Origin of the sequence: Vibrio sp. B1ASS3, from assembly GCF_905175355.1 — a bacterium.
In the GTDB taxonomy this organism is placed as follows: Bacteria; Pseudomonadota; Gammaproteobacteria; order Enterobacterales; family Vibrionaceae; genus Vibrio; species Vibrio owensii.
In genome coordinates this window covers 2,941,311-2,966,040 of sequence record NZ_HG992742.1, presented here as the reverse complement: position 1 = coordinate 2,966,040, position 24,730 = coordinate 2,941,311, and the positions used below count along the sequence as shown (strand labels likewise).

Below are 24,730 nucleotides of genomic sequence, written 5' to 3'. Positions count from 1 at the left end.
CGGAGGATCAGAACGTTGCTCCGCCATCCACTCTCAAATCATGCATGGTGATATGGCCTGATTTGTCACTGAGCAAAAATTCAATCGCGTTAGTGATGTCTTTGGTTTCGGCAATCTTGTTTAACGGAATACCCATGCGATGGGATGCTAAGTTGCCTTGAATCGTTTCTCGCTCGCCATAAGATTCATTCCACATCTGCTCTTGCATTGGCGTTCTGGTCGAGCCGGGGCTAACGATGTTGCAGCGAATGCCATGCTCTGCCAGTTCTAACCCCAAACATTGCATCCACATGTGCAGGCCAGCTTTGGAGGTGCAGTAGGCGGACATCTTCACGCGTGGTGTATCGGCCGCATTGGAACCGACGGCCACGATTGCGCCTTGTTTACTGTGTTTCACCAGCATTTTTGCCAGTTGCTGGGTGAGCAGCATCGTGCCTTTTAAATTGACGTCCAAGGTTTTGTTTAGGGCCTCTAAAGGCATATCTAATACGGATTCAAGATGCAACGTGCCGGCACAAGTGACAATGTAATCGGGGATCAGTTGGTCTTGTTCTAGCTTTCGGCAGGCATTTTGAATAGCAGTGGAATCGGCCAAATCGAAAGGGAGCAATGTGGTTCGCTGTTGTTGATCGCTTGGCAAAGATTGTTGCAGGGCATCGAGTGCCTTTTGGGTCACATCGCAAGCGATAACACGTGCGTTTTGAGCTAATAAGCTTTTGGCACATGCTAGGCCAATCCCTTGTCCAGCACCCGTGACGAGACACAATTTGCTGTCGAATTCTGAGCGGTTTTCACTCATCCCCATCTCCTTTCGCGATACAAATATCAAATCAAAGTTGGATAGATGATAATGATTTTTGTTATCGTTGTCATGGTGATAACAAGGAGGTCATGAAATTGATGAATAAATTAGGCTGGAAAATCAAGCCATTGCTTCTCGCTGTAGGGCTCGTTGGAATGGCAGGGTGTGAGTATTTACCACACTTTGCTGAGGTGGATTTGCCGGAGCAAAAAATCGAACAAGTGGTTGCGCAAGCTAAGCCTGCTGATGCGGCCATTCTTGACGCATTTAAGCAACACAATTTTGTTGGGATAGGTGATTATCACTGGAATGATGCTTTTCTGCGTTACGCCACGGAATTGGTTTCTAGCGAGGCGTTCTCTGACCAAGTGACACACATCGTAGTGGAATTTGGCAACGCGAAATATCAGTCTGTCTTAGATGAATATCTCGCGGGAGGCGATGTCAGTGAAGCGCAGTTGAATCAAGTGTTGCGCGGTTCGATCTATTTTATGGCTTGGATGCCAGACGCGTACATTAATTTCTTCAAAACGATCAGAGTGCGTAACGAAGCATTACCAGAAGGGAAAAAGATTCAGGTGCATTTAGCGGAAGCAGCATTTGATTGGCAAGGTGTCCAAGACGAGAAAGTGTGGAAGCAGGCTGCAAAAAATAAGACCGATCATTTCTATCAAATTGCGGCGGAGCGGATGGCGAAAAAAGAAAAAGCGTTGTTGATTTTTGGCGCTTTTCATCTGGTGAATGCACCGAAAGACTATGTTGCTAAAACGCAGGACAGTGCTTGGCCACTCGCGACGCGTTTGGAGCAAGCGTATCCAGACAGCACGTATTTAATTTGGCCAATGACTGAACCGGAAGTCGTGGAAACTTTTCACAGTGTGCAGGCACCAGCTTTGCTTGAAGTCGCGCAGAGCCCGATCGCGGAGTTAAGGTTTATCGATCTTCTACCAAAAGCACGATACAAGCTTGCGGCGATGGACAAGATGGATGCGCAGGTGGGGGAGTTATTTGATGCGTTTCTTTACCTTGGAGACAACCAACGCACAACGGTATTTCCTCGTGACGTGATGGCAGACCGAGATTGGGTGAATGAGATGCAAAGGCGCGTCGATTTGATTGGTGGCAAGATGCAAGATCGTTTTAACGAAATCCGATCTCAAAGTGACGAAAAGTACGGCTTTAGCGACAACAGCTAAACTCTGCTTTGTTGTGCTGTTAGATTGATGAAAAGAGTGAATGATGGCTGACCCTACAATGGGTTGGCCATTTTTTGTCCACCAATTTTAACGGTGAATTCAACGCTAACTATAAGTAATTATTTGCTTTTTACCGTATTAATACTAAGGAGTTAATTTATAAAATTATAAATAATACGAATGATAATTATTATCAAAAGTATTTGATAAATTAAATCTGTATGTGTAGTCTCACTCTTCAAATGAGAAGGAATCTCATTTGTAACGCTATGTTTAATACAGTTTGAGAGATGATTATGCTTCGTAACTCAATGGGAAGCGGCGCTATGCTCACAGAGTTTCTTAACGCTCATACGGATGATGCTTCGTTCTTCTTTAGCTCACCCACTGTGACGTTGCTTACTCAAGGCATTACCGCAGAATTTACCCAACAAGTCAGATTCTCAGAGTTAGATACTCACATCAGCCAATTACTTGAATCGGCGAAGGAAGAGGGGAATGAGAACCCGATTGCCGTTGGTGTGATCCCATTTTCTGAACACAATCCGGTGCACTTTATTGTCCCAGAGCGTCTCATCACGACGTCACCGATCAGGCCGGATAAAATCTCTGATGTCGATGGCTTTGCCGATTGTCCTCCATCATCCATTCAACCCATTCCAGAACCAAGCGAGTACAAACGCAGTGTCGAACTGGCAGCAAAGCAATGCCAACGAGAAGATGTTGAACTCGACAAAGTAGTGTTATCACGCACCATGCAAGTGGATACGGAAGAAGAGATTGACCGCGCGCGCTTCTTGAAAACCTTACTGAAGCAGAACCCCGGTGGTTACACATTTTCAACCCGCGTTGGTGGCAGTCAGTCTGACGCTTACTTGATGGGATCGAGCCCTGAGCTTCTTGTCTCTCGTAAGGGGCCACATGTTTGTTCTAATCCTTTGGCAGGGTCTCGCCGACGCAGCGAAAATGCTTCAATGAATCAACAGCAAGGCGAGTTGATGATGGAGAGTGCAAAAGATCTTCATGAGCACGCTGTGGTGGTGGATGCCGTCGAAAAAGCGCTACAACCTTGGTGTCATAACTTGTACGTGCCAATGGTGCCGTCAGTGATTGAAACCAAAGCCATGTTGCACTTATCAACTCGAATCGAAGGCACTGTGTCTGATGCCAACACGAGTGTGCTCAAGTTGGCAAGTGCACTCCACCCAACCCCAGCCGTGTGCGGCTATCCTACTGCCCAAGCTTACGATTTCATCAGCAATGTTGAGCCCTTTGACCGAGGTTACTTCACCGGACTTGTCGGTTGGGTCGATGCTCGCGGCAATGGCGAATGGGTAGTGGTTATCCGTTGTGCCGAGGTAGAGAAAAAACGTCTCCGAGTTTATGCCGGAGCAGGCATTGTTGCCGGATCTGAGCCGCAAAGTGAGCTTGAAGAAACGGGTAACAAGATGCGCACTGTGCTTAATGCGTTAGGTATTGAGATCCGTGAAAACATGGAGGTGGTGCAATGAGCCGCCAAGCTATGAAAGCGTCAGGATTTACGCCTTGGCCAGAAGCGCGAGCAGAGCAATATCGTCAAGCCGGTTTTTGGACAGAGCAAACCATTCCACAAATGCTGCAAGCGAGTGCAAACCAATTTCCAGATCAGACAGCGTTAGTCGAAGGTGAACGTCAGTGGACGTATCAATCTCTAGTTGAACAAGTCGATCAGCTTGCTGCAGGATTCCAATCCAACCTAAATCTCAAGTCAGGTGATAAAGCGGTATTGCATTTACCCAATATCGGCGAATTCTATCTGAGTTTCTTCGCGTTACTCAAAATTGGTGTTCAGCCTATTCTGGCACTGCCCGCGCACCGTTACTCGGAGATTCGATACTTTTGTCATTTTACTGAGACAAAAGCGCTGATTACCGCTCCTCAAATGGGTGTCAATACAGCAGAGATTGCTCAGAAAGTTGCGGCTGAACTACCGAGCTTAAAGCATATCGTTTGGGCCGGCGAAACGAGCTTAATGCCTATTGGTGGTCAAGACTTAAAAAGCTTGTTTTTAACGGATGCAGAGCTGAGCGAGAAGCAGGGTGAAGACTTCGCGTTCTTCCAACTATCGGGTGGAACGACGGGAACGCCAAAACTAATCCCTCGCACTCACACCGATTACCTCTACAGCGTTCGCGCCAGTAACGAGGTTTGTCAGTTCTCTGATCAAACTCGGTATCTTTGTATCTTGCCAGCCGCGCACAACTTCCCGCTTAGTTCGCCAGGTGCGTTAGGTTGCTTAATGGCTGGTGGCACAGTGGTTCTCGCGCCGGATGCTACGCCTCAAACCGCGTTTGCATTGATTGAGAAACATCAAATCACTGTAGCGGCTTTAGTCCCACCGTTAGCTTTGTTGTGGCTTGATGAAGTGGGTCGCACTCAGCATGACATTCGTTCGCTGGAAGTTTTGCAAGTGGGCGGGGCGCGCTTTAGTGAAGAGGCCGCAAAACACGTCAAGCCGGAACTTGGTTGTACGTTGCAGCAAGTGTTTGGCATGGCAGAAGGGCTAGTGAACTACACCCGTTTAGATGATCCAGAGTCTGAAATTATTTCTACTCAAGGCCGTCCGATGTCTTCTGCAGACGAGTTGTTAATCCTTGATGAAATGGGTAATGCAGTTCCACAAGGAACAGAAGGCATCTTGTTTGTTCGTGGGCCTTACACCATTCAAGGTTATTACCAAGCGCCAGAACACAATCAACGTTCATTCAACGAGCAGGGCTACTACCGCACTGGCGATATTGTTGTGCTGACAGAACTGGGCAACTTACAGGTGGTTGGGCGCGACAAAGACCAGATCAATCGTGGCGGAGAAAAGATTGCTGCTGAAGAGGTAGAGAACCACTTACTTGCACACGATTCGGTGCACGATGCCGCGGTGATTGCGATTCCCGATGATTACCTTGGTGAGCGCAGTTGTGCAGCCTTGGTTTGCCCAGAACAAAAACCCAAGCCGATTGAAATCAAACGCTTTCTAAGAGGACGCGGGCTTGCCGATTTCAAGATCCCCGATCGAGTGATTTTTGTTGATGTGTTGCCCAAAACGCCAGTTGGCAAAATCAATAAAAACAAACTTCTAGAACTCGTTTAACTGACTCTGCGTCGTCAACAACGTTTTGGCGTGCCGAGCTATTTTTGAATATTTTGGAGAGAAGCCCAATGGCCATTCCATCTATCTCTGGTTATCCGTTATCCAAAGCGATTCCAGAAAACCGCGTTAACTGGTCTGTAGACCCACAACGCGCTGTGTTGTTGATTCATGACATGCAGCAATACTTCCTTAACTTCTACGATGTGGAAAGCGAGCTGATCCAAACGCTGACTCGCAATATTCAAACCATCAAACAGACGTGTATTGATGCCGGTATCCCCGTGGTTTACACCGCGCAGCCCGGTGACCAAAAACAAGAAGATCGCGCGTTGTTGACCGACTTCTGGGGACCTGGTTTAAAAGCGGATGACAGCATTACACGCATCTTTCCTGCACTTGCACCAACCGAGCAAGACATTGTTTACACCAAGTGGCGCTACAGTGCATTCCAGCGCACACCACTCAAAGCCATGATGGATGAAACAGGTCGTGATCAACTGATCATCGTTGGTATTTATGCGCACATTGGCTGCTTGCAAACCGCTGCAGAAGCTTTCATGACCGATATCCAAGCCTTCATGGTGTCTGATGCGGTGGCGGATTTCTCTGAAAGCGACCACGAAATGGCACTCAACTACGTTGCAGGTCGATGTGGTTATGTTCTGGATAAGCAGCAATTGCTTTCTCAAGTCGAGAGCGCCAACGAATTCGCCGCTGGTGATTACAGCATTCCTCAATCTCAACAGCACCTTACCCAGCAATTGGCCGCGCTACTGGAAGTTCCGGTTGATGAAATGACGCCTGATGACAGCTTGCTCGATTTTGGTTTGGATTCGGTGCGCATGATGTCGCTGGTGGGCGATTGGCAACAAGCGGGACTGGATGTGAGTTTTATGGAACTTGCCGCCAAACCCAGTTTGCAAGATTGGTGGCAACTGATCGAGAAGAAGCTGACTTAACAGCCCAAGAGGAAGAGTGACAAAGGAATGGACATGTACGATTTACCTTATACAGCGGAGCAATTGCTGCCGTTGACGGATGCCCAAGCAGGGATTTGGTTTGCCCAACTGCGTGACCCAGAAAACCCAATTTACAAGACAGGCGAATACCTAGTGATTGATGGCAAGGTAGACGAACCTTGCTTTGTTGAAGCCGTAAAAACCGCTATTGATGAAGTTGACTCATTACACGCTAAGTTTGTTACTACCACCGAAGGTCCTCGCATGGTGATTGATAGACAAAACTGGCAAGTAGAACGAGTCGATTTCTCGAATTCTAATGCGCCTCTAGATGCAGCAGTTGAATGGATGAAAGCAGAGCTAAAACAACCGGTTGATTTAGAGCAAGGCCCGTTGTTCATCATGGCTTTACTTAAGCTTTCAGAAGACCAGTTTGTCTGGTTCTTATCACTCCATCACATCGCTATTGATGGCTACAGCATGTCGCTAGTCGCGGGACGTGTGGCACATATCTACGGCCAACTGGCTAAGGGCGAGCACTTCGACAAGATCGAATTTGTCGACCAACAAGCCTTACTGAAGGAAGACGACGACTACAAAGCTTCAAAAAAATACCAAAAAGACCGCGCGTTCTATCTGCAACGTTACGCCGATCACTCAGACACGGTGAATCTCGCAGGCAAACCGACCGTCACGTCTGATCATTTCTTGCGCTTAAAAGGTGCGATGGAAGTGAGTGATTTCCAACGAATGGAATCACTGGCAAAACAGTGTCGTACCCACTGGTATAGTGTGCTTATCGCATCCATTGCCGCTTATGTTCACCGTATGACTCGTTCTAATGAAGTGGTACTTGGTGTGCCGTTGATGGGGCGTTTAGGTTCTGTAGCGATTCAAACCCCAGCAATGCGCGTAAACATTTTGCCTGTGCGCGTGAGCTTTGAACAAGGATTGGATATCAAGACGCTCGTGAAACAGGTTAACCAAGAGTTTTCCTCAGTACGTCGTCATCAGAGCTACCGTTATGAAGAACTGCACCGAGAGCTCAACTTGGTAAAAGACAACCGTAACCTTTTCGGTCCGCTGGTCAACATTATGCCGTTTGAGTATGAGCATAAATTTGGTGAGCTAACGTCAAAGGCGCACAACTTGTCAGCAGGTCCGGTAGATGACATTTCGTTCTACTGTTATGAACTCGGCGGCCAGCTTCATATCGATATGGATGCTAACCCGGAGCTGTATTCCGAGAAAGACATTCACGAGCACCAACAGCGCTTGTTCCACTTTATGAGCGACTTCTTTGCAAGCGCGCAAGCTCAAGACCCATCGTTATGCCAAATCAGTGACGTGAATATTCTTCTCTCCGGGGAAAAAGAAAAGGTCATCGAAACTTGGAATGATACAGCGCACGACGTCCCTGAAACGACGCTAGCGGCACTAATGGCTAGACAGCGAATTCTTACCCCTCATTCACCTGCATTGATTTTTGAAGGTCAAACGCTGAGCTATGAGCAGTTAGCAAAGAAAGTCTACTCGTTGACTAACTGGCTGACAGCTCAAGGCGTTGAATTGGGTGATCGCATTGCGGTGTGTGTGCCAAGAAGCGAAGAGCTAATCGTTGTGCAACAGGCCATTCTGGCAGCAGGCGCGGTTTATGTGCCAATCGATCCAGATTATCCAGAAGGCCGTATCCACTATATGCTGGCGTCTTCTGTACCTAAGTTCGTCTTTTCTACCACGGCACTGCAAGACAAGTTGCCAGAAGATGTTGAGGTGAAGATCGTTGATGATGAAACGCTGCCTACCATTTACAAAGTCGTGGAGCCGTTACCACCTCAAGTACAGCCAGAGCCTCACTCTCCGGCTTATATGATTTACACCTCTGGCTCCACTGGTAAACCAAAAGGGGTTGTGGTTACCCATGACGCTATCGTCAACCGACTGTTGTGGATGCATGACCAATACCCAATTGATGGAAAAGACCGCGTCTTGCAGAAAACGCCAGCAGGCTTTGATGTGTCTGTGTGGGAGTTCTTCTGGCCGATGATCGTAGGTTCTTGTTTAGTGGTTGCCAAACCAGATGGGCATAAAGATCCAATTTATCTACAAGATCTTATCCAACGCGAGAAGATCACCACGCTGCACTTTGTTCCGTCTATGCTGCAAATATTTGTTCAGCAAGCAGACGCCAATTTGTGCCAGAGTTTGCGCCAAGTTTTCTGTAGTGGTGAAGCACTGCCTATTGAGTTAGTGAACCACTATTACCAAGAATTCAACGCTCCGCTACATAACTTGTATGGCCCAACAGAAGCCGCCGTGGATGTGACTTACTGGCCGAGTGAAGCCAATACCGAAGGTAACTCGATACCTATCGGTCGTCCGGTATGGAACACACAAATCTATATTCTTGATGATGCGCTTAACCCAGTACCACCGGGTGTGGTAGGGCACCTATACATTGCGGGTCGACAGTTAGCACAAGGCTACCACGGGCAAGAAGCGCTAACGGCAGAGCGCTTTATCGACAATCCATTTGGTCCGCAAGGCAGTCGTATGTATCTATCGGGTGATTTGGCTCGTTGGCGCGAAGATGGGGCGATTGAATACTGCGGTCGAAGCGATTTTCAGGTCAAGATCCGAGGCTTCCGTATTGAACTGGAAGAGATCGAGAACGCCTTAGCCAACCATCCAAGTGTTGCCCAAGTTGCCGTACTGGCTCAGGAATACAGTGATGGCGACAAGCGTCTGGTCGCTTACGTTGCCGCAGAGGATGCAGAGCAGGGTATTGATAGTAACGCTCTACAAAAATACCTTGCAGAACCACTGCCAGAGTACATGGTGCCGAGTTACTTTGTTGAGCTTGAAACCTTCCCGCTAACGCCGAACGGCAAGTTGGATCGTAATGCGCTGCCTAAGCCTGATTTATCTGGCCAAGTCGGTACGAAAGGGCCAAGCAACTTGGTGGAAGAGCGCTTATGTAAGCTGTTCTGCCAGTTGCTGGAACTGCCTGCCGTTGGTGTAGAAGACAACTTCTTTGAACTCGGTGGCCACTCATTGTTAGCTGCTCAGTTGATTGCGCATGTGAAAGAGAGCATGGGTGTTGAACTGTCACTGGCCGCAGTGTTTGAGTCGCCAACCGTTTCTGGCATTGCTGCCAAGTTAAACGGCAGTGAGAGTGATGATGCACTGAGCATTCTGTTACCGCTGCGCAAGCGTGAAGGTAAAGCGGCGATCTTCTGTGTTCACCCTGCTGGTGGTCTAAGTTGGTGTTATGCGGCGCTGACGCCAATCATCCCATCCAATGTTCCGCTCTATGGTGTGCAGGCTCGTAATCTTGGCGACCCTTCTACACCACTGCCGAAGAGCATGAAAGAAATGGCAGAAGACTACGTGGCTGCCATTCGTGAAGAGCAACCCTTCGGTCCTTACCATCTTCTAGGTTGGTCGATTGGCGGCATGATTGTTCACTTGATGGCGGGCATCTTACAAGAGCAAGGCCAAGAAGTAGGTCTAGTGACGCTGCTGGATTCTTACCCTGCTGAGCAATGGCAAACCATCCATCCACCGGGAGAAGAGCAAGCGCTCGGTGCACTTATACGTATGGCTGGTGTTGAGTTTGATGAAGCTGCGCATTCAAGCATCACCAAGCCAGAGGTGATCGATATCCTGCAAGATGCGGGTTCGTCCATGGCGCACCTGAGTACCGAGACCATTACGGCTATGATCGAGGTTGTGATCAACAACAACCAGCGTGTGCGCGATGCTGTGGATTACCAATACCAAGGTGACGTGTTGTTCTTCAATGCAGAGAAGCCGCCGGAAGAGGCCTTCCTTGACCGCAATGGTTGGTTCAAATACATGGATGGCGATCTCAAAGTAGTGGATGTGGCCTGTATTCACCGCGACATGATGCGCCCGGATATGCTTCGTCTGATTGGCACTCACATGGTTGAAGAGTTAAGAGAGAGATTCGATGTTTGATTCATCCACTCAAGCTAAATCGAACACTCAGTTGGAGGGGATGATTTCCCCTCTGACTTTCCTTAAAACCAAGCTGGCCTCTGGCTGCGTTGTAGCGATTGGTGAGGCGCATTGGTACGCCGAGCTGTTCGAACAAATGACCAACACTCTGCTCAATCCAGAGTTAGACGGAGTCTTCTCCCACTTATTCATTGAGTTTGGCAATGCGAAGCATCAGGCATTACTCAACAATTATTTGATGGGGGAAGCGGTGACCGACGCTGAGTTGGCCGCTGTCTGGCTGGATTCTGTTGCGTTCCCAGCTTGGATGCATCCTTGTTACGGTGATTTCTTCAAACGGTTAAGAGTGGCGAACGCACAACGTAAAGTCCCGATCAAAGTCGTGTTGACGGAGCGTTCTTTCCACTGGCAAGACATTACCCATGCCGGAGAGTTGGTCAAGCTCAATGCACAGCGTGATCAAGCGTTAGTCGAAGGGGTCGAAAAGCAGTTTGCTAAGAACGAGCAGGGAGTTGTGGTTTTAGTTGGTGCGAGACACATCCTAAAGCGGTCTCCTACGTTAGGTTTTATGTCTAAACACAAGACATTTGGTGACATGGCGAAACAGAAGTTCGCAGATCGCTACGTGTCCGTGTGGCCCCACATTTTACCGACTGACCTCGATGAGACGGAGCATGGAATCTATGTCACCACTCAACCGCAACTGAGTAAAAAATCGTTCCTTGATTTGATTCCTAAGAAGCCACCAGTCAATCCTTACGCATTTATCTCACTGGATAAACTGGTGGATGCTTATTGGTATTTAGGACCACAAAGCCGTCAGCTCGATGCACAAGGTGTGAGTGTGCCGCAAATGTGGAAATCACGCTTGGAACAGCGACTGCCGCTGGTCAACGAGCGGCAGCAGATGGTGATCAAAAAGGTCATCGAACAAAAAACATAAAAAGATTCATCAGGAAAAGTAGCACAGCGAGAAAACGTACTGCTGGTCAAAGCAGTAGTAACCATGAAACCCGAGATTCGGTAATTTTTCGCGTAATGCGGCTTGGTTGCGGCCAATCAGCTCAAAACGAAATTGCCCCGAATATTCGGTCGCTGGCTCTAACGTAATTTGTGCATCAAGAAAGTCGAAGTACATCTGAACAAAAGGATAGCAACACTTAAAAAGGCTTTCTTTGATGCTGAAGATAAGCGTATCGGGGATGTTGCTCGTGCTTGCAAGCAATTGTTGCTCATCACGGGTGTAGACCGTTGAAAAAAGGTGAGTGGCAAGCGGCTTGTTGGTTTCAATATCGATGCCCAAGCTCGCGATGTTGCTTCTTAGCGCGCAAGCCGCAAGGCAAATGTTATCCGTGTGACTGATGCTACCACTGATGGTCGCGGGAAATAGAGGCTCTCTGGCATTGCCAGACAAAATCGGCACATTCGCATCATTGCTGGTTGATGGGATGAGTTTCTTGATCGCGGAGCGGGCAGCATGGCGACCTGCTCTGAATTCTTGTTGGCGTTTCGTTACCGCCTTTTGGATGAGTTTTTCTTCCTCGGGAAAGCCGTTTTGGCAATACATGTCCGCAGTGGCTTTCACGATGTAAACCTTTGGACTTAGACCTTCTAAGTGAAGACAGACAGGGGGAAGGGAATTACCTAGCTCTTTGTTTTTCAATGGCGTCACTTTGCAATGAGTTGCAGTTCAAAAATATAACTTAGCTCAAAATTGAATGTTAATGCGAATAATAATAATTGTTATTTATATATTCATTCTTTACAGTTTGCGAGCTCAAATTATTTATAAAATAGATATAAGGAAATGCAGTGAAAAGTTTAGTTAACAAGCCCACGTTTATGCCCTCTGTGCTGACAGGTGCACTTTTGACAGCGCTTAGCGGTCAGGCAATTGCAGACGACAAAGAAGAAGTCGTAGCAATGGAGCGCATGGTGGTAACCGCGTCTCTTACTCAACACTCGGAGTTGACTGCACCCGCATCGGTGTCGGTCATTACCGCAGAAGATATTGCGAAGATGCCAGTAAAAGACATCTCAGAAGCGGTACGTAGTGCGACGGGTGTCAGTGTATTGAGCAGCACCGCTTATGGCCGTAACACCATTCGTATTCGTGGTCTGGATTCTAAGCACACCTTGGTTCTCATTAATGGTCGCCGTATCAACTCTCAAGATGCGCTGATCCGAGGTAACGATTTCGATCTATCGAGTATTCCTCTTACCGCGATTCAACGTATTGAAGTCGTGCGTGGCCCGGTATCGTCTCTGTATGGTTCAGAAGCGATGGGTGGCGTGGTGAACGTGATTCTGAAGTCACCAACCGAAGAGCTATCCGGCTCGGTTGGCCTTGAATACGAAAGCATTCTTGAAGGTGATGGCGGTGATGGTTTGAAAGGTCACGCCTACGCAAGTGGCACGCTGACGGAAAATGTCGAAGGCAGCATCATTGTTGAAAGCTCTGCGCGTGACCCTTGGCGTACCGACACTAACCCAGATTTCGATGCATTAGAGCAGAAAGACACCACCAATGTTTTTGGTGAGCTTGCTTGGCAACTGACAGAAGAACAACGTCTGATCGCGGATGTGATTTACACCAACGATGAGCGTGAAGCGGATTGGGTTCACCCTCGTTCAGGCCCACAAACGAACACTCAAGACTCAACTCGTTGGAATTACGGCCTGACTCATGAAGGTGCTTGGGATACGGTTGATTCACAAGTGCGTCTATACGGCGAAAACATGCAGCTGGATGACGCAAGTACGGCGTATACCAACGGCGCAGCAGACGTTGAGCTACAAAATAACACACTTGATTTTAAACTTTCTGGTTTGTGGCGTGACTCGCACGAGTGGGTATTCGGTGGTGAATACCGTACATCAGAACTTAAAAACAGTCGTGACGTGCCTTCTGGCGACATCGATAACTACCAAGGTGCGGTGTTCGTTCAAGGGGAGTTTGACCTAGATAAGTTGGCGTTGACACTGGGTGGTCGTCAAGACTTCCATGAAGTGTATGGTAGCCACTTCAGCCCACGTGCTTACGCGGTTTACAGCTTTACTGATGAGTTTGTCTTGAAAGGCGGTGCTGGTGGCGGTTTCCGTGCTCCGGGCATGATGGAAAGCAGTGACCAAGTTCGCGTGATCAGCTGTGGTAACCGTTGTTGGTTAACCGGTAATGATGATTTGAAACCGGAAGAGTCAGAAAGCTACGAAGCTGGCCTCGCGTACGAATCGACGTCTATGGGCTTGGGTTTGATGTACTACTACACAGACTTGAAGAACAAGATCGAACGTGACCTAACTCAGGTTGTTGGTATGGATGGCCCAATGCCTATCTTCACTTACCAAAACATCGGTAAAGCAGAAATTAAAGGTATTGAGCTAGAAGGTTGGTACGATATTACCGATAGCATCAATCTAAAAGGTAACTACACCTACACAGATGCAAAAGACAAGAGCACGGGTGATACGCTAACGCAAACTCCAGAGCATTTGGCGAATCTTGATGTTAACTGGGAAGTGTTTGATTCATTCACCACCTTTGCTCGCGTAAACTACATTGGCGAACAGGTGATCACGAACCAAAGCCGTGAAAACGTAACAGTCGATGGTTACACGCTAGTCGGTCTGGGTGTGGCTTATGACTTCCAACAGCTAAACCTGAAAGCGGGTTTGAACAATATCTTTGATGTTGAATTGGATGACGAAGACGATTACTACGGATACTCAGAGAAAGGTCGCAGCGCTTACGTAAGTGCAACGTACCTGTTCTAACTGAGCTCTTAAATGTAATGAGTTAAAAATAGCCTCCGTATAGAGGCTATTTTTTCGTTTCTAGCGAATGACCTCTAGCACTCGGCTTCGAGTGCAGTGGCCATTTCGGTTACTTTGACCTGAACGATACGATTGCTCTTCACATGTAGTATTTCGAATCGCCAATGCTGATACTCAACAGTTTCGCCTTGAGTTGGCACCCGTCCGATTAACCACGTCAAAAAGCCGTTTAAGGTTTGAAAACCTTCGCTCTCTTCGCCTTCAATGGTGTTGAGTTCAAGTTTGTATTTCAGCTCGTTAAGCGGGATAAGCGCATCCATCAACCAACTGTTATCTTTTTGCTTTTTCGCCCAGACATGCTGAGGAGCCATACCTAATTCACCAGCGATGGATTTGAGTAAATCGTGGTGTGTCACCAAGCCTTGTACATCACCATATTCATCGACAATGAAGACCATCTCAGTGCTGGTTTGCTGCATGTAATTGAGCAGCGGTAAGCCTTTCATCGACTCTGGTACAAAGCGTGAACGTTTGAGCAACTTGGCCAAGCGAGAAATCGACAGCTCGTCATATTCATCCAACAAGACCTTGGAAGAAATCGTACCGATGATGTTATCCAGCCCGCCTTTACACACTGGCCAAACGGAATGCTGCGTTTGGCGCAAGTTTCTGAGCGTTTCTTCAAGGGGTAAATCGAGGTCGAGGTAATGCATATCGCAGCGAGGCGTCATCAGCGAAAGCGCAAGGCGATCATTAAGGTGCAGTAAATTACGAATCATCAGCTGTTCTTGCGGTTCGATAGCACCGCATTCAGACCCTTCGCTCATCACGGCAAAAATGTCTTCCTCTGTGACGACTTCCCCTGTGTTGTTCTGACGCAATAGCTTGAGTAAAGCATCGGTCGATAAGGTCAGCAGTAGAACAAACGGCGTGGTCAGTTTGGCTAACCAATGAATAGGGTAGGCAACGATAACGGCAATGCGCTCGGCATTATTTTGAGCAAAGCGTTTTGGAACCAATTCGCCTATCACAATGGCGAAGTAGGTGATGACGACAACGACAATCGCGGTGGCGAGTGCGGTGGCAACTTCGCGCTCAATACCTTGAGTCACGAGCCAGTGTTCAAACGGAACCGAAAGCGTAGCTTCACCAAAGATACCGCTAAGGATACCGATCACTGTGATGCCGATTTGAATAGTTGAGAGGAATTGCGTGGGATTGTTTTTCAGTTGTAGAGCGAGGCGGGCAGAAGCGCTGTGTTCGGCAAACTTTTTCAGTCGGCCGCTTTTGGCGGTGACTAACGCAATCTCAGACATAGCAAACACGCCATTGAGAGCGATTAATCCAACCAGTAATAAAATGTCCATGAAGTTTTCCAGTGATGCACACGCTAGCAGCATAACGAGCTTTGCAGGAGAGAAACGTGAAGTGGCGAATAATTCATCACGCTGTAACAATGAAATGCGTGATGAAAAGGATAGAATTTGATTATCGAACCCGCTGTTGCTTGCGCGATGATTGATTCTGTTACTTAGGGCGGATTCTGATACACTACGCGCCCATTTCTTCGTTGAGACGTTTCTATGCCATTTTCTAAGCTTGGTTTAAGCGCTCCTATCACAGATGCTGTGAAGGCGCTGGGTTATGAAAAACCGACTTCTATCCAACAAAAAGCCATTCCAATTGTTCTGCGTGGTAGCAACCTAATTGCCGCAGCACAAACCGGTACGGGTAAAACTGCCAGCTTTGTATTGCCAATCTTAGAAAAACTGAGCCAAGGTGAAACGCAACGTAAAAAGCGTGCACGTGCGATCATCCTAACGCCAACACGCGAGCTTGCACTTCAAGTACACCAAAGCATTGAAGCTTACGGTAAGAACTTGCCTTTGCGTTCAATGGCGATGTTTGGTGGTGTGGATTACGCACCGCAAAAACAAGCGTTGATCGAAGGTGTCGACATTGTGGTGAGCACACCAGGACGTTTGATTGACCTATACGGCCAACGCGCGATCCATTTTGATGAAGTAGAAATGCTGGTTCTGGACGAAGCCGACAAAATGTTGGATATGGGCTTCATCGATTCAATCGATAAGATCGTCGATTGCATGCCAGAAGACATTCAAAGCTTGTTGTTCTCTGCAACGCTATCTAACCCAGTGCGTGATTTGGCGAAGAACGCGATTGTCGATCCTGAAGAAATTTCGATCGCGAAACACAGTGCATCGAAATCAAACATCAAGCAGTGGATCACTACAGTCGATAAAGACATGAAGTCTTCACTATTAAGCCACATGCTGAACGAGAACGACTGGTCACAAGTGTTGGTCTTCATCGAAACCAAGCACGGCGCAGCGAAGCTGGTTACTCAGTTAGAGAAGCGCGGCATTGTGGCAGAAGCGTTCCACAGTGGTCGTAACCAACGCGTTCGCCAAGAACTGATTGAACAGTTTAAAGCGGGTGAAATCCAATATTTGGTTGCCACGGGTGTTGCGGCACGCGGTATCGATATCGACAACTTGCCAGTAGTTATCAACTACGATTTGCCGTTCCCAGCAGATGAATATGTACACCGCATTGGCCGTACTGGCCGTGCTGGCGCGCAGGGTGAAGCGATCTCATTGGTATCGAAAGATGACTTCAAAAACCTATGCATGATTGAAAGCCGTCTTGGTCATTTGTTAGAGCGTGTAGAGATTGAAGGTTTCGCACCAAGAAAACCAGTGCCAATTTCTATCTTGAACTACGTGCCGAAGAACAAGCGTAAACCGCAAGATCAGCGTCCTCGTCATGACGCCGGTGATAAGCGCAACGCGAAGTAATTACGTGTGAACCCTGACGTATAAACTTGAATAAAAAAGAAGCCGCATTTGAATGCGGCTTCTTTGTTTTTCGCTTTAGTATTTAGTGCAGTTCAGTTTAACTCGCCTTAGCTTTGGCTAAACGTTGCTGAACATATTGAGGCTCAGTGCGCATGCCCATCACCAAGCTCACACACATCACTAATAGAATGATGGTGAAAGGTAAGCCGGTTGAAATTGTACCTGCTTGCAGAGCTTGAATCGCTTCTGTCCCGCCAATCCAGAGTAGAACCGCTGCAATTGCACCTTCTACGCTTGCCCAGAAAATACGTTGTGGAACGGGTGCATCGACTTTACCGCCAGCGGTAATACTATCAACAACCAGTGATGCTGAATCTGAAGACGTGATAAAGAACACCATGATCAAAACGATAGAGATAACCGACAGCACAGTGCTCATTGGCATCGCTTCGTATGCGTAGAACAGAGACAGCGTAATGTCCGTTAGGCCGTTTGTGCCAAGCTCACCGACTTTATTCATGACTTGCTCAATCGCGATGCCGCCAAATGCTGACATCCAAATCAGAGTAATAGTGGTTGGAATCAAGATAACTGCGGTAATGAACTCGCGAACGGTACGACCTTTAGATACGCGCGCAATAAACATACCGACACATGGTGACCATGAAATCCACCATGCCCAGTAGAATACCGTCCAGCCGTGCATCCAAGCTTCGTCTTCACGACCGTAAGGGTTACTCAGTGGAAGAATGTTTTCTACGTATCCCATCAATGTGGTTGGGATCGTGCTCAACGCTGCGGCAAGGCCAGCCAGAATCACGAACACAAGCAGAGCAAATGCAACAGTGAGGTTGATGTTACTCAATACCTTCACGCCGCCATCAATTCCGCGCACAACAGAGAAAATTGCCAGAGTGGTTACGAAGGCAATGACCGCCAACTGCATACCCAAGCCACTTTCGATACCAAATACATGGCCTAAACCACTTGCTGCTTGCTGTGCACCCAGACCAAGAGAAGTCGCAAGGCCGAACAAGGTTGCTAGTACGGCCAACACATCGATCACGTGACCAAACCAACCCCAAGTGCGATCGCCTAAAATAGGGTAGAACACAGAGCGAATAGACAGCGGCAAACCTTTGTTAAAGGCGAAGAAGGCCATAGAAAGTGCAACTACTGCGTAAATTGCCCAAGGGTGTAGACCCCAGTGGAACATGGTTGCGCCTAACGCGACTTGTTTGGCTTCTTCGGTAAATGGCGTTACACCAAGTGGCGTTTCATACCAACCAGTGAAGTAGGCTACTGGTTCTGCGACGCCCCAAAACATCAAACCGATACCCATGCCCGCGGCAAACAACATCGCAATCCACGAGATGTTCGAGTGCTCAGGTTTGGCATCTTCACCGCCAATACGGATCTTACCAAAAGGAGAAAAAACAAGGCCGATACAGAAGATCAGAAAGATATTGCCAGCCCACATGAAGAGATCATCAAAAGAACCGATGATCTGCCATTTGACGCCATCAAGAGCGGCTTTTGCTGTGGCAGGATCGACTAAAAGAAGTGCGATTAAAAAAACGATGATCAGACCCGCGCTAGTACCAAAAACAGGGTTGTGAACATCAAATCCCCATTTCTGTACGTTGTCTTGGCCGACCGTATAGTCAGTATTCTCGATACTGTACTTATCCTTAGTTGTAGACATCATCCCTCTCAAACTACTTAGAGTACAAACTAATTTGTCGGCGCGCACTATAACAAAACTCAGATTAAATGGCTAATTTGCTGATTAATAGATCAGTAATGTCAGTTTTTATGCATATAAAAAGCAAAGAACACGAAATAATTTTTGGTGTGGATAAGCAAGCTGTACAAATCATTTGTCAAAAAAATGCATCGATAAATTTGTCTATAGGTGAAGTGTGAAGTCCGTGGCTATTCTTTTGATTTAATTGCCAATAATCAGGAAAACTTGAGAGATGTGTCTTACGCTTTACACAGATCGTACGCGAAGGTTTGAGTTAGGGTTTTGTCAATTTTTTGTCGTCTTGTTTGCAGATGATGAGGAATAGGCGCAGACTTTCGCGCCTGCTATTCAACGCATAAATGAGGCACGAATGAAAACTGGTGATAAGCAATTTGCTGTAATTGGCTTGGGTCGTTTTGGCTTAGCCGTTTGTAAAGAACTGCAGGATTCCGGTTCACAAGTTTTGGCGGTAGACGTTAATGAAGACCGTGTGAAAGAAGCGGCAGGATTTGTTAGCCAAGCCATCGTGGCGAACTGTACTCAAGAAGATACGGTAGCTGAATTAAAACTCGACGATTATGACATGGTCATGATCGCCATTGGTGCCGATGTGAATGCCAGCATCCTCGCAACGCTGATCGCAAAAGAGGCGGGTGTGAAATCGGTTTGGGTAAAAGCGAACGATCGCTTCCAAGCCCGAGTGCTGCAAAAAATCGGTGCAGACCACATCATCATGCCTGAGCGTGATATGGGTATTCGTGTTGCACGTAAGATGCTCGATAAACGTGTTCTTGAGTTTCACCCACTAGGCAGCGGCTTAGCGATGACAGAGTTTGTTATCGGCTCTCGTTGGATGGGAAAAACCTTGGGCGATTTGGCTTTGTGTAAAGTCGAAGGCGTACAGGTGCTTGGCTTTAAGCGCGGCCCGGAAATCACTAAAGCACCTGATCTCAATTCAACGCTAGAAATCGGCGACCTCATCATTGTCGTTGGTCCTCAAGACAAACTTGCGAGCAAGTTGAAATCACTATGAAGCAATTTCATCAGAGAGGCGTTTTTTACGTCCCAGATGGCAAACGAGATAAAGCGAAAGGCGGTGAGCCGCGCATTATATTGCTGAGCTTTCTCGGTGTGTTATTGCCTTCTGCTGTACTGCTTACTTTGCCTGTATTTTCTGTTACTGGCTTATCACTGACGGATGCGTTGTTTACTGCAACGTCTGCCATCAGTGTGACGGGGCTTGGCGTGGTCGATACGGGCCAACACTTCACATTGGCGGGTAAAATCCTGTTGATGTTTTTGATGCAAGTCGGTGGGTTAGGGCAAATGACCCTTTCAGCCGTTTTGCTGTACATGTTTGGTGTGCGGTTAAGTCTGCGCCAACAAGCACTCGCGAAGGATGCATTAGGCCAAGATCGCCAAGTGAACTTGCGTAAACTGGTGAAGAAAATTGTCATCTTCGCCCTGATTGCAGAGGCAATTGGCTTTATCTTCCTATCGTTCCGTTGGGTTCCTGAAATGGGTTGGCAAACAGGTATGTTCTATGCGCTGTTCCACTCTATCTCAGCCTTCAACAACGCGGGTTTTGCGCTCTTCTCCGATAGCATGATGAGTTTTGTGAATGATCCAGTGGTTATCTTTACACTAGCGGGCTTGTTCATCTTCGGCGGTTTGGGTTTTACGGTCATCGGTGATTTATGGTTGCATTGGCGCAGAGGTTTCCACTTCTTGCACCTGCACACCAAAATCATGCTGATTGCCACACCTGCATTGCTCGCTGTGGGCACAATCATGTTCTGGCTATTGGAAAGACATAATCCGAATACGATGGAGTCTCTACCAGTTGCAGGGCAGTGGCTCGCCGCCTTCTTCCAATCAGCGAGTGCGCGTACAGCGGGTTTCAATAGTGTCGATTTGGCACAGTTCACTCAACCAGCGTTACTCGTGATGATTGTATTGATGCTTATCGGTGCGGGTTCTACCTCAACCGGTGGTGGTATTAAGGTTTCGACCTTTGCTGTGGCATTCATGGCAACGTGGGCATTCTTGCGTCAGAAGAAACATGTGGTGATCTTCAAACGCACTGTGAATTGGCAGACGGTGACTAAATCGTTGGCGATCATTGTGGTCAGTGGCGCTATCTTAACGACCGCGATGTTCTTACTGATGATCACTGAGAAAGCGGCCTTTGATAAGGTGATGTTTGAAACCATCTCTGCTTTTGCAACTGTAGGCTTGACTGCGGGTCTGACGGCAGAACTGTCTGAGCCGGGTAAATACATCATGATTGTGGTGATGATCATCGGACGTATCGGGCCTTTGACGTTGGCGTATATGCTAGCGCGTCCTGAACCAACGTTGATCAAGTACCCAGAAGACAATGTCTTAACTGGCTAATAATAGATCTATTATCAGCAAACGATTACGCGAGTATGACGGTTAAACCGCTGCTCGCGTTTTTTATAAATACATCAGCAAAATGAGAATAATTTCGATTTATTTGCGATCGCAGTATTTCAATCTTTAACGATTTCTGTACTATCCCATAGTTCTTTCATATACAACTTGTTGTTTTTATTTTCAGCCCTAAACCACCTACTTCAGTAGGTGGTTATCATCCGTTTCGGCTTTGCCTGTAAAACTACTCATGCTAAATGCGTCTTTGATTTTTCCAGAAGTCAAAGAGGACAAATAACATGAGTAGATACAATCAAGCTTCCCACGTATTTTGGCGATGTCAATACCATATAGTGTGGACTCCAAAGTATCGATTTAGGATCTTGAAGAACAATATAGGTAAAGAAGTTTATCGATGTATTTATGTTTACTGTAATCAACTTGGATGTGAAGTAGTAGAGTTAAACATACAAGTTGACCACGTGCATTTAGTAGTAAAGATTCCACCAAAGCTATCGATATCCAAGTTGATGGGGGTATTGAAAGGCAAAATAGCCTTAAAGCTATTTAGTAAGTTCCCTCATCTTAGGAAGAACAGGCTTTGGGGTAATCACTTTTGGCAAAGAGGCTATTTTGTCGATAGTGTTGGAATCAATGAAGAAATCATACGCCGATATGTAAGACATCAAGAGAAGCAAGAGCGAGTAGAGCAGCACCAGTTGGCGTTGGATTAAACAAAGGCCCCCTTTTAGGGGGCTCACACAAAGCCACCTTCTTTAGAAGGTGGTAATTTACTTGCGTATGGAATGCGTAATCGCGCATCGAACTCATGGAGCCGTAGTTTGAAGTTCAAGACTCTAGCACTCACCATGCTGGCCACTGTCATCTCTGGTCAAAGCATGGCAACCACACCCCCTTCTCCTGTTTGGCAACCCGTTACCCTCAGCGATGGAACATCCAGTGATATTATTTTACGCGGAACCGCTGCATTTCACTGGCATGAAGACAAGCAAGGCAATGCCCTGATCAAAAAAGATGGACATTGGTTCTTTGCCGAGATTAAACGTGAATCCGATTCTCCAATTTTGGTTTCAACGGGTGTAGAGAAAACACAATCAACGTCAGCACCAGAAGCTTCACAGCTTCGTCCGAGTGTGTTGGTTAAGCCTGCTTTGTCTTCGTTGAGAACGATTGAGCCAAGAGCGCGTGCAAACCTGATGCGTCAACAAGCCCAAGGTTACCGAGCAATGAGCTCGTCAGGCGTGACAGAGCAACCTCTGTTGGTGGTTGAAGTCTCTTTCAATGACCAGAGAATGGTGCATGATTTTCAACAGCTTGTATTTGGCGAGAACCGCCAAAGTGTCGTGGATTTCTACGATAAAAACTCAAAAGGTCAGTACCGAGTTGTGCCAGCAAACGAGAACTACGGTACGACAAATGATGGTGTGATTAGCGTTACTGTGAATCAAAACCACCCGGACTGTAACAGTAATAGTCGTGGTGACGCGTGTGACGTAAAAACCAACGCAGTTTTTGCCGAGGCATATCAAAAGCTCGATCAATACATCAACTTGGCGCAATACGACACGAACAACAGCGGTAGTGTTGATCCAACAGAGCTGTCAGTGATGTTTATTTTTGCAGGTGGTGATTTAGCCGCTAACCAAGTCGATCGTCCTTCTATTTGGCCGCATAAGTTTTCCCATGATGACGTGACGATTGATGGCACTGTCATCAGAGACTACTGCGTATTTGCTGATTTTCAGCTAACGCACCAATCGACACTGGGTGTGATAGTGCACGAGCTTGGCCACTTAATGCTGGGACTACCTGACTTGTATTCATACAGTGGCTCAGGCTCTATTGGCGAATGGGGTGTCATGGGCGGCGGTTCATGGGCAATGAAGCCTGGTGATAGCTACGCGGGTGATACGCCTGTAAACATGAGTGCTTGGAGCAAACATGCGGCTGGCTTTGTTGTTCCTCAGGTGGCTCATGGTAACGAACCTTTTTCATCGATCAAAAATGGCGAAGTGAAGCTGGTTTATCTCGACCCATATTTAAAAGAGCACGGCCCTCGAGTTTATCTTGAGAACCGAACTTATTCTGGTTACGACCGAGCGCTTGCTGGCGAAGGTATGTTGGTTACATCTGTCAACATCATGAACCGCTTCAATGACACGGGCGAGATGCAAGTTCAAATCATGCAGGCAGATGGCTATGGTGAGCTAGAAAGCCGTTGGGGAACCAGTGAGAGTGGTGACTTGTATCCGAACGGAGGCATGTTCATTACAGACAGCACTAATCCGGGTTTTTATGACATTGCTGGTTTCAATACTGATGTAGCCATTTTGAACTTTGTAAGTAATGCCACCGATGCGGCTTTCTCTTTAGAGATGCCAAGCGAGCCAAATAAATCGGCATGGAAGAACTCATTTTCCCGTGGTTTTATCTACCCGGGCTCTGATGATGCATTAGCGATTACTGTCGACCTTGGCGTTGACTCAGAACTGGATGGTTTACAGCTATTTGCTTCAACCAATATTTGGAGCAATACGATGAGCTACAAAGTATGGCGTTTCCCTGCGCCTGCATTTGAAAATTACCGTTTGTCGTTACAAGAAAGCGACGCTCAATTGCTGCAAGAGGGGACGTTCGATTCGGCTTCACGCATTATCTTTGATCAGCCAAGTCAGTTAAGTGCGGGTAAACACCTTCTTCTCGTTGAAATTGAGGGCGGTATCTTCGAAACCAACTTCAACTTTGACAGTGAGCTAGCGACGGAGATTTCACCTCTGCCAACCATGTGGGCTGGCAGTAGCAGTGATATTTACTCTTCTGGCTTATCACGACAAGGGTTCTCTTTTGTTCCTTTCGCGGCACTGTTTGATATCGATGCCAGCAGCATTGTTGAAGCAAAATCGGATGCGATTGAAACCGACAAGAACGTGGCTGCCGAGCTTAACCTGATGTCCAACGACTTTATCGCACCAGGCTATCAGTTTAGCGTTGAGTACACGCAAAAACCGACACATGGCACCATCAATGATGATCAATATGTGCCTAAAACTAACTTCGTAGGCAGTGATAGCTTCCAGTATCGTTTGGTGTCTTCGGATGGCTCTCTCTCGTCTCAACCTGTTACGGTTCAAGTGACGGTGAATGGACAAAACGACGCACCAACCGCAAGTGTGGAAGCTGACACGAGCAGCATGAGTACCAATGGCCAAGGAAGCCTGTCTGCGGCATCAAGCACTGACCCTGATGGTGATGCGCTTGAATACGCTTGGCAGCAAACCGCAGGTACGGATGCGACGCTTTCTGACGCAAACACCGCAGAGGCGAGCTTTACGGTTGCACAGGGCACCAAAGCTGGTGAGGTTCTGACATTCCAAGTCACGGTCAAAGACCCAAGCGGTTTGTCTTCAACCGCTAATGTGGACGTCGAAGTGGTCAATACCGCCCCAATCACCACTCAAGATGTGGCAAGCGTGGAGGAAGGGAAGAGCATCACCATTGATGTATTATCGAATGATTATGACTTCAACAACGACTCTCTAACACTTCAGTCGGTGAACAATCCATCTGGCGTGGGTACTGCCAGTGTGGTTAACGGCAAGGTTCTTTACCAAGCCCCTGAAGAGGGTGTGACAAATGTACAACTGCAGTACACCGTGTCTGACGGTAATGGTGGCACTGCGACAGGGTCAGTGAATGTCTCGGTGGTTGCTTCAGTTAACAGTGTGAGCTTCGAAAGCTCTGATAGCGGCGGTAGTGTCTCTTACTGGGCGCTCATGTTATTGGCACTGTTAGGTTGGCGTCGTCGCGCTTAAGCTTTAATTTCTAATATTGTTAAGCCACTCATTTGAGTGGCTTTTTCTTTGGCTTATTCAAACCTCAATAATTCACCCATTAATCTTTTTGTTAT

Annotated in this window: 16 protein-coding genes; 12 read left to right on the top strand and 4 right to left on the bottom strand. The window is 47.3% G+C overall.

Going from position 1 to position 24,730, the window contains the following annotated elements:
* Window positions 1-7: 7 nt before the first annotated feature.
* Complete coding sequence (locus tag KJB05_RS13350; RefSeq protein ID WP_208445654.1) at window positions 8-799, bottom strand: 2,3-dihydro-2,3-dihydroxybenzoate dehydrogenase; 792 nt, start codon at window positions 797-799, stop codon at window positions 8-10.
* A 92-nt stretch (window positions 800-891) separates the two neighbouring features.
* On the opposite strand from KJB05_RS13350, the gene KJB05_RS13345 reads away from it, so the two are divergent.
* The 6 genes from KJB05_RS13345 to KJB05_RS13320 all read left to right on the top strand — a co-directional run bounded on the left by KJB05_RS13345 (window position 892) and on the right by KJB05_RS13320 (window position 11,008).
* Window positions 892-1,998, top strand: coding sequence for a hypothetical protein (locus KJB05_RS13345; RefSeq protein ID WP_208445655.1), 1,107 nt, complete (start codon window positions 892-894; stop codon window positions 1,996-1,998).
* A 290-nt stretch (window positions 1,999-2,288) separates the two neighbouring features.
* Entirely contained in the window at window positions 2,289-3,509 is a 1,221-nt protein-coding gene (locus tag KJB05_RS13340) for an isochorismate synthase (protein WP_208445656.1), read from the top strand.
* Window positions 3,506-5,125: a (2,3-dihydroxybenzoyl)adenylate synthase gene (locus tag KJB05_RS13335; protein ID WP_208445657.1), complete on the top strand. Its 1,620-nt coding sequence runs from the start codon at window positions 3,506-3,508 to the stop codon at window positions 5,123-5,125. The genes KJB05_RS13340 and KJB05_RS13335 overlap by 4 nt, the downstream gene beginning before the upstream one ends.
* Window positions 5,126-5,193: 68 nt before the next feature.
* Window positions 5,194-6,084, top strand: a complete 891-nt coding sequence (locus tag KJB05_RS13330; protein WP_039985734.1) for an isochorismatase family protein — start codon at window positions 5,194-5,196, stop codon at window positions 6,082-6,084.
* A 33-nt stretch (window positions 6,085-6,117) separates the two neighbouring features.
* On the top strand, window positions 6,118-10,065 hold the full coding sequence (locus KJB05_RS13325; RefSeq protein WP_208445658.1) for an enterobactin synthase subunit F: 3,948 nt from the start codon (window positions 6,118-6,120) through the stop codon (window positions 10,063-10,065).
* On the top strand, window positions 10,058-11,008 hold the full coding sequence (locus tag KJB05_RS13320) for a hypothetical protein (RefSeq protein ID WP_208445659.1): 951 nt from the start codon (window positions 10,058-10,060) through the stop codon (window positions 11,006-11,008). The genes KJB05_RS13325 and KJB05_RS13320 overlap by 8 nt, the downstream gene beginning before the upstream one ends.
* A 9-nt stretch (window positions 11,009-11,017) precedes the next feature.
* Here the strand turns inward: KJB05_RS13320 and KJB05_RS13315 are convergent, their stop codons facing one another.
* Complete coding sequence (locus KJB05_RS13315) at window positions 11,018-11,650, bottom strand: 4'-phosphopantetheinyl transferase superfamily protein (protein WP_244868308.1); 633 nt, start codon at window positions 11,648-11,650, stop codon at window positions 11,018-11,020.
* A 227-nt stretch (window positions 11,651-11,877) separates the two neighbouring features.
* Here KJB05_RS13315 and KJB05_RS13310 point away from each other — a divergent pair, with 227 nt between their 5' ends.
* Window positions 11,878-13,839, top strand: coding sequence for a TonB-dependent receptor (locus KJB05_RS13310; RefSeq protein WP_208445661.1), 1,962 nt, complete (start codon window positions 11,878-11,880; stop codon window positions 13,837-13,839).
* A 74-nt stretch (window positions 13,840-13,913) separates the two neighbouring features.
* On the opposite strand, the gene KJB05_RS13305 is transcribed toward KJB05_RS13310, so the two are convergent.
* Complete coding sequence (locus KJB05_RS13305) at window positions 13,914-15,239, bottom strand: hemolysin family protein (RefSeq protein ID WP_208445662.1); 1,326 nt, start codon at window positions 15,237-15,239, stop codon at window positions 13,914-13,916.
* A 183-nt stretch (window positions 15,240-15,422) separates the two neighbouring features.
* On the opposite strand from KJB05_RS13305, the gene KJB05_RS13300 reads away from it, so the two are divergent.
* Window positions 15,423-16,658: a DEAD/DEAH box helicase gene (locus tag KJB05_RS13300; RefSeq protein WP_005437630.1), complete on the top strand. Its 1,236-nt coding sequence runs from the start codon at window positions 15,423-15,425 to the stop codon at window positions 16,656-16,658.
* A 97-nt stretch (window positions 16,659-16,755) separates the two neighbouring features.
* Here KJB05_RS13300 and KJB05_RS13295 read toward each other — a convergent pair whose 3' ends face one another.
* Window positions 16,756-18,363, bottom strand: a complete 1,608-nt coding sequence (locus KJB05_RS13295; RefSeq protein ID WP_009707179.1) for a BCCT family transporter — start codon at window positions 18,361-18,363, stop codon at window positions 16,756-16,758.
* A 412-nt stretch (window positions 18,364-18,775) separates the two neighbouring features.
* Between KJB05_RS13295 and KJB05_RS13290 the strand changes: the two genes are divergently transcribed.
* The 4 genes from KJB05_RS13290 to KJB05_RS13275 all read left to right on the top strand — a co-directional run bounded on the left by KJB05_RS13290 (window position 18,776) and on the right by KJB05_RS13275 (window position 24,635).
* Window positions 18,776-19,438 carry a TrkA family potassium uptake protein gene (locus KJB05_RS13290; protein ID WP_005437626.1) on the top strand — a complete coding sequence of 221 codons (663 nt, stop codon included), beginning with the start codon at window positions 18,776-18,778 and terminating at the stop codon, window positions 19,436-19,438.
* Window positions 19,435-20,802, top strand: a complete 1,368-nt coding sequence (locus KJB05_RS13285; protein WP_005437625.1) for a TrkH family potassium uptake protein — start codon at window positions 19,435-19,437, stop codon at window positions 20,800-20,802. Before KJB05_RS13290 ends, KJB05_RS13285 begins: the two co-directional genes overlap by 4 nt.
* A gap of 299 nt (window positions 20,803-21,101) precedes the next feature.
* The gene (gene tnpA, locus KJB05_RS13280; RefSeq protein ID WP_033007908.1) at window positions 21,102-21,536 is read left to right on the top strand and encodes an IS200/IS605 family transposase; all 435 of its coding nucleotides are present in this window, start codon (window positions 21,102-21,104) and stop codon (window positions 21,534-21,536) included.
* 108 nt (window positions 21,537-21,644) lie between these two features.
* Entirely contained in the window at window positions 21,645-24,635 is a 2,991-nt protein-coding gene (locus KJB05_RS13275; RefSeq protein ID WP_208446100.1) for a M6 family metalloprotease domain-containing protein, read from the top strand.
* Window positions 24,636-24,730: the final 95 nt, after the last annotated feature.

Excerpts from the sequence above, each read along its gene's own strand:
- KJB05_RS13285 (WP_005437625.1), top strand. The coding sequence starts at position 19,435 with ATGAAGCAATTTCATCAGAGAGGCGTTTTTTACGTCCCAGATGGCAAA.
- KJB05_RS13335 (WP_208445657.1), top strand. The coding sequence starts at position 3,506 with ATGAGCCGCCAAGCTATGAAAGCGTCAGGATTTACGCCTTGGCCAGAA.
- KJB05_RS13305 (WP_208445662.1), bottom strand. The coding sequence starts at position 15,239 with ATGCTGCTAGCGTGTGCATCACTGGAAAACTTCATGGACATTTTATTA.
- KJB05_RS13290 (WP_005437626.1), top strand. The coding sequence starts at position 18,776 with ATGAAAACTGGTGATAAGCAATTTGCTGTAATTGGCTTGGGTCGTTTT.
- KJB05_RS13340 (WP_208445656.1), top strand. The coding sequence starts at position 2,289 with ATGATTATGCTTCGTAACTCAATGGGAAGCGGCGCTATGCTCACAGAG.
- KJB05_RS13300 (WP_005437630.1), top strand. The coding sequence starts at position 15,423 with ATGCCATTTTCTAAGCTTGGTTTAAGCGCTCCTATCACAGATGCTGTG.
- KJB05_RS13330 (WP_039985734.1), top strand. The coding sequence starts at position 5,194 with ATGGCCATTCCATCTATCTCTGGTTATCCGTTATCCAAAGCGATTCCA.
- tnpA (WP_033007908.1), top strand. The coding sequence starts at position 21,102 with ATGAGTAGATACAATCAAGCTTCCCACGTATTTTGGCGATGTCAATAC.
- KJB05_RS13320 (WP_208445659.1), top strand. The coding sequence starts at position 10,058 with ATGTTTGATTCATCCACTCAAGCTAAATCGAACACTCAGTTGGAGGGG.
- KJB05_RS13345 (WP_208445655.1), top strand. The coding sequence starts at position 892 with ATGAAATTGATGAATAAATTAGGCTGGAAAATCAAGCCATTGCTTCTC.
- KJB05_RS13350 (WP_208445654.1), bottom strand. The coding sequence starts at position 799 with ATGAGTGAAAACCGCTCAGAATTCGACAGCAAATTGTGTCTCGTCACG.
- KJB05_RS13295 (WP_009707179.1), bottom strand. The coding sequence starts at position 18,363 with ATGTCTACAACTAAGGATAAGTACAGTATCGAGAATACTGACTATACG.
- KJB05_RS13325 (WP_208445658.1), top strand. The coding sequence starts at position 6,118 with ATGTACGATTTACCTTATACAGCGGAGCAATTGCTGCCGTTGACGGAT.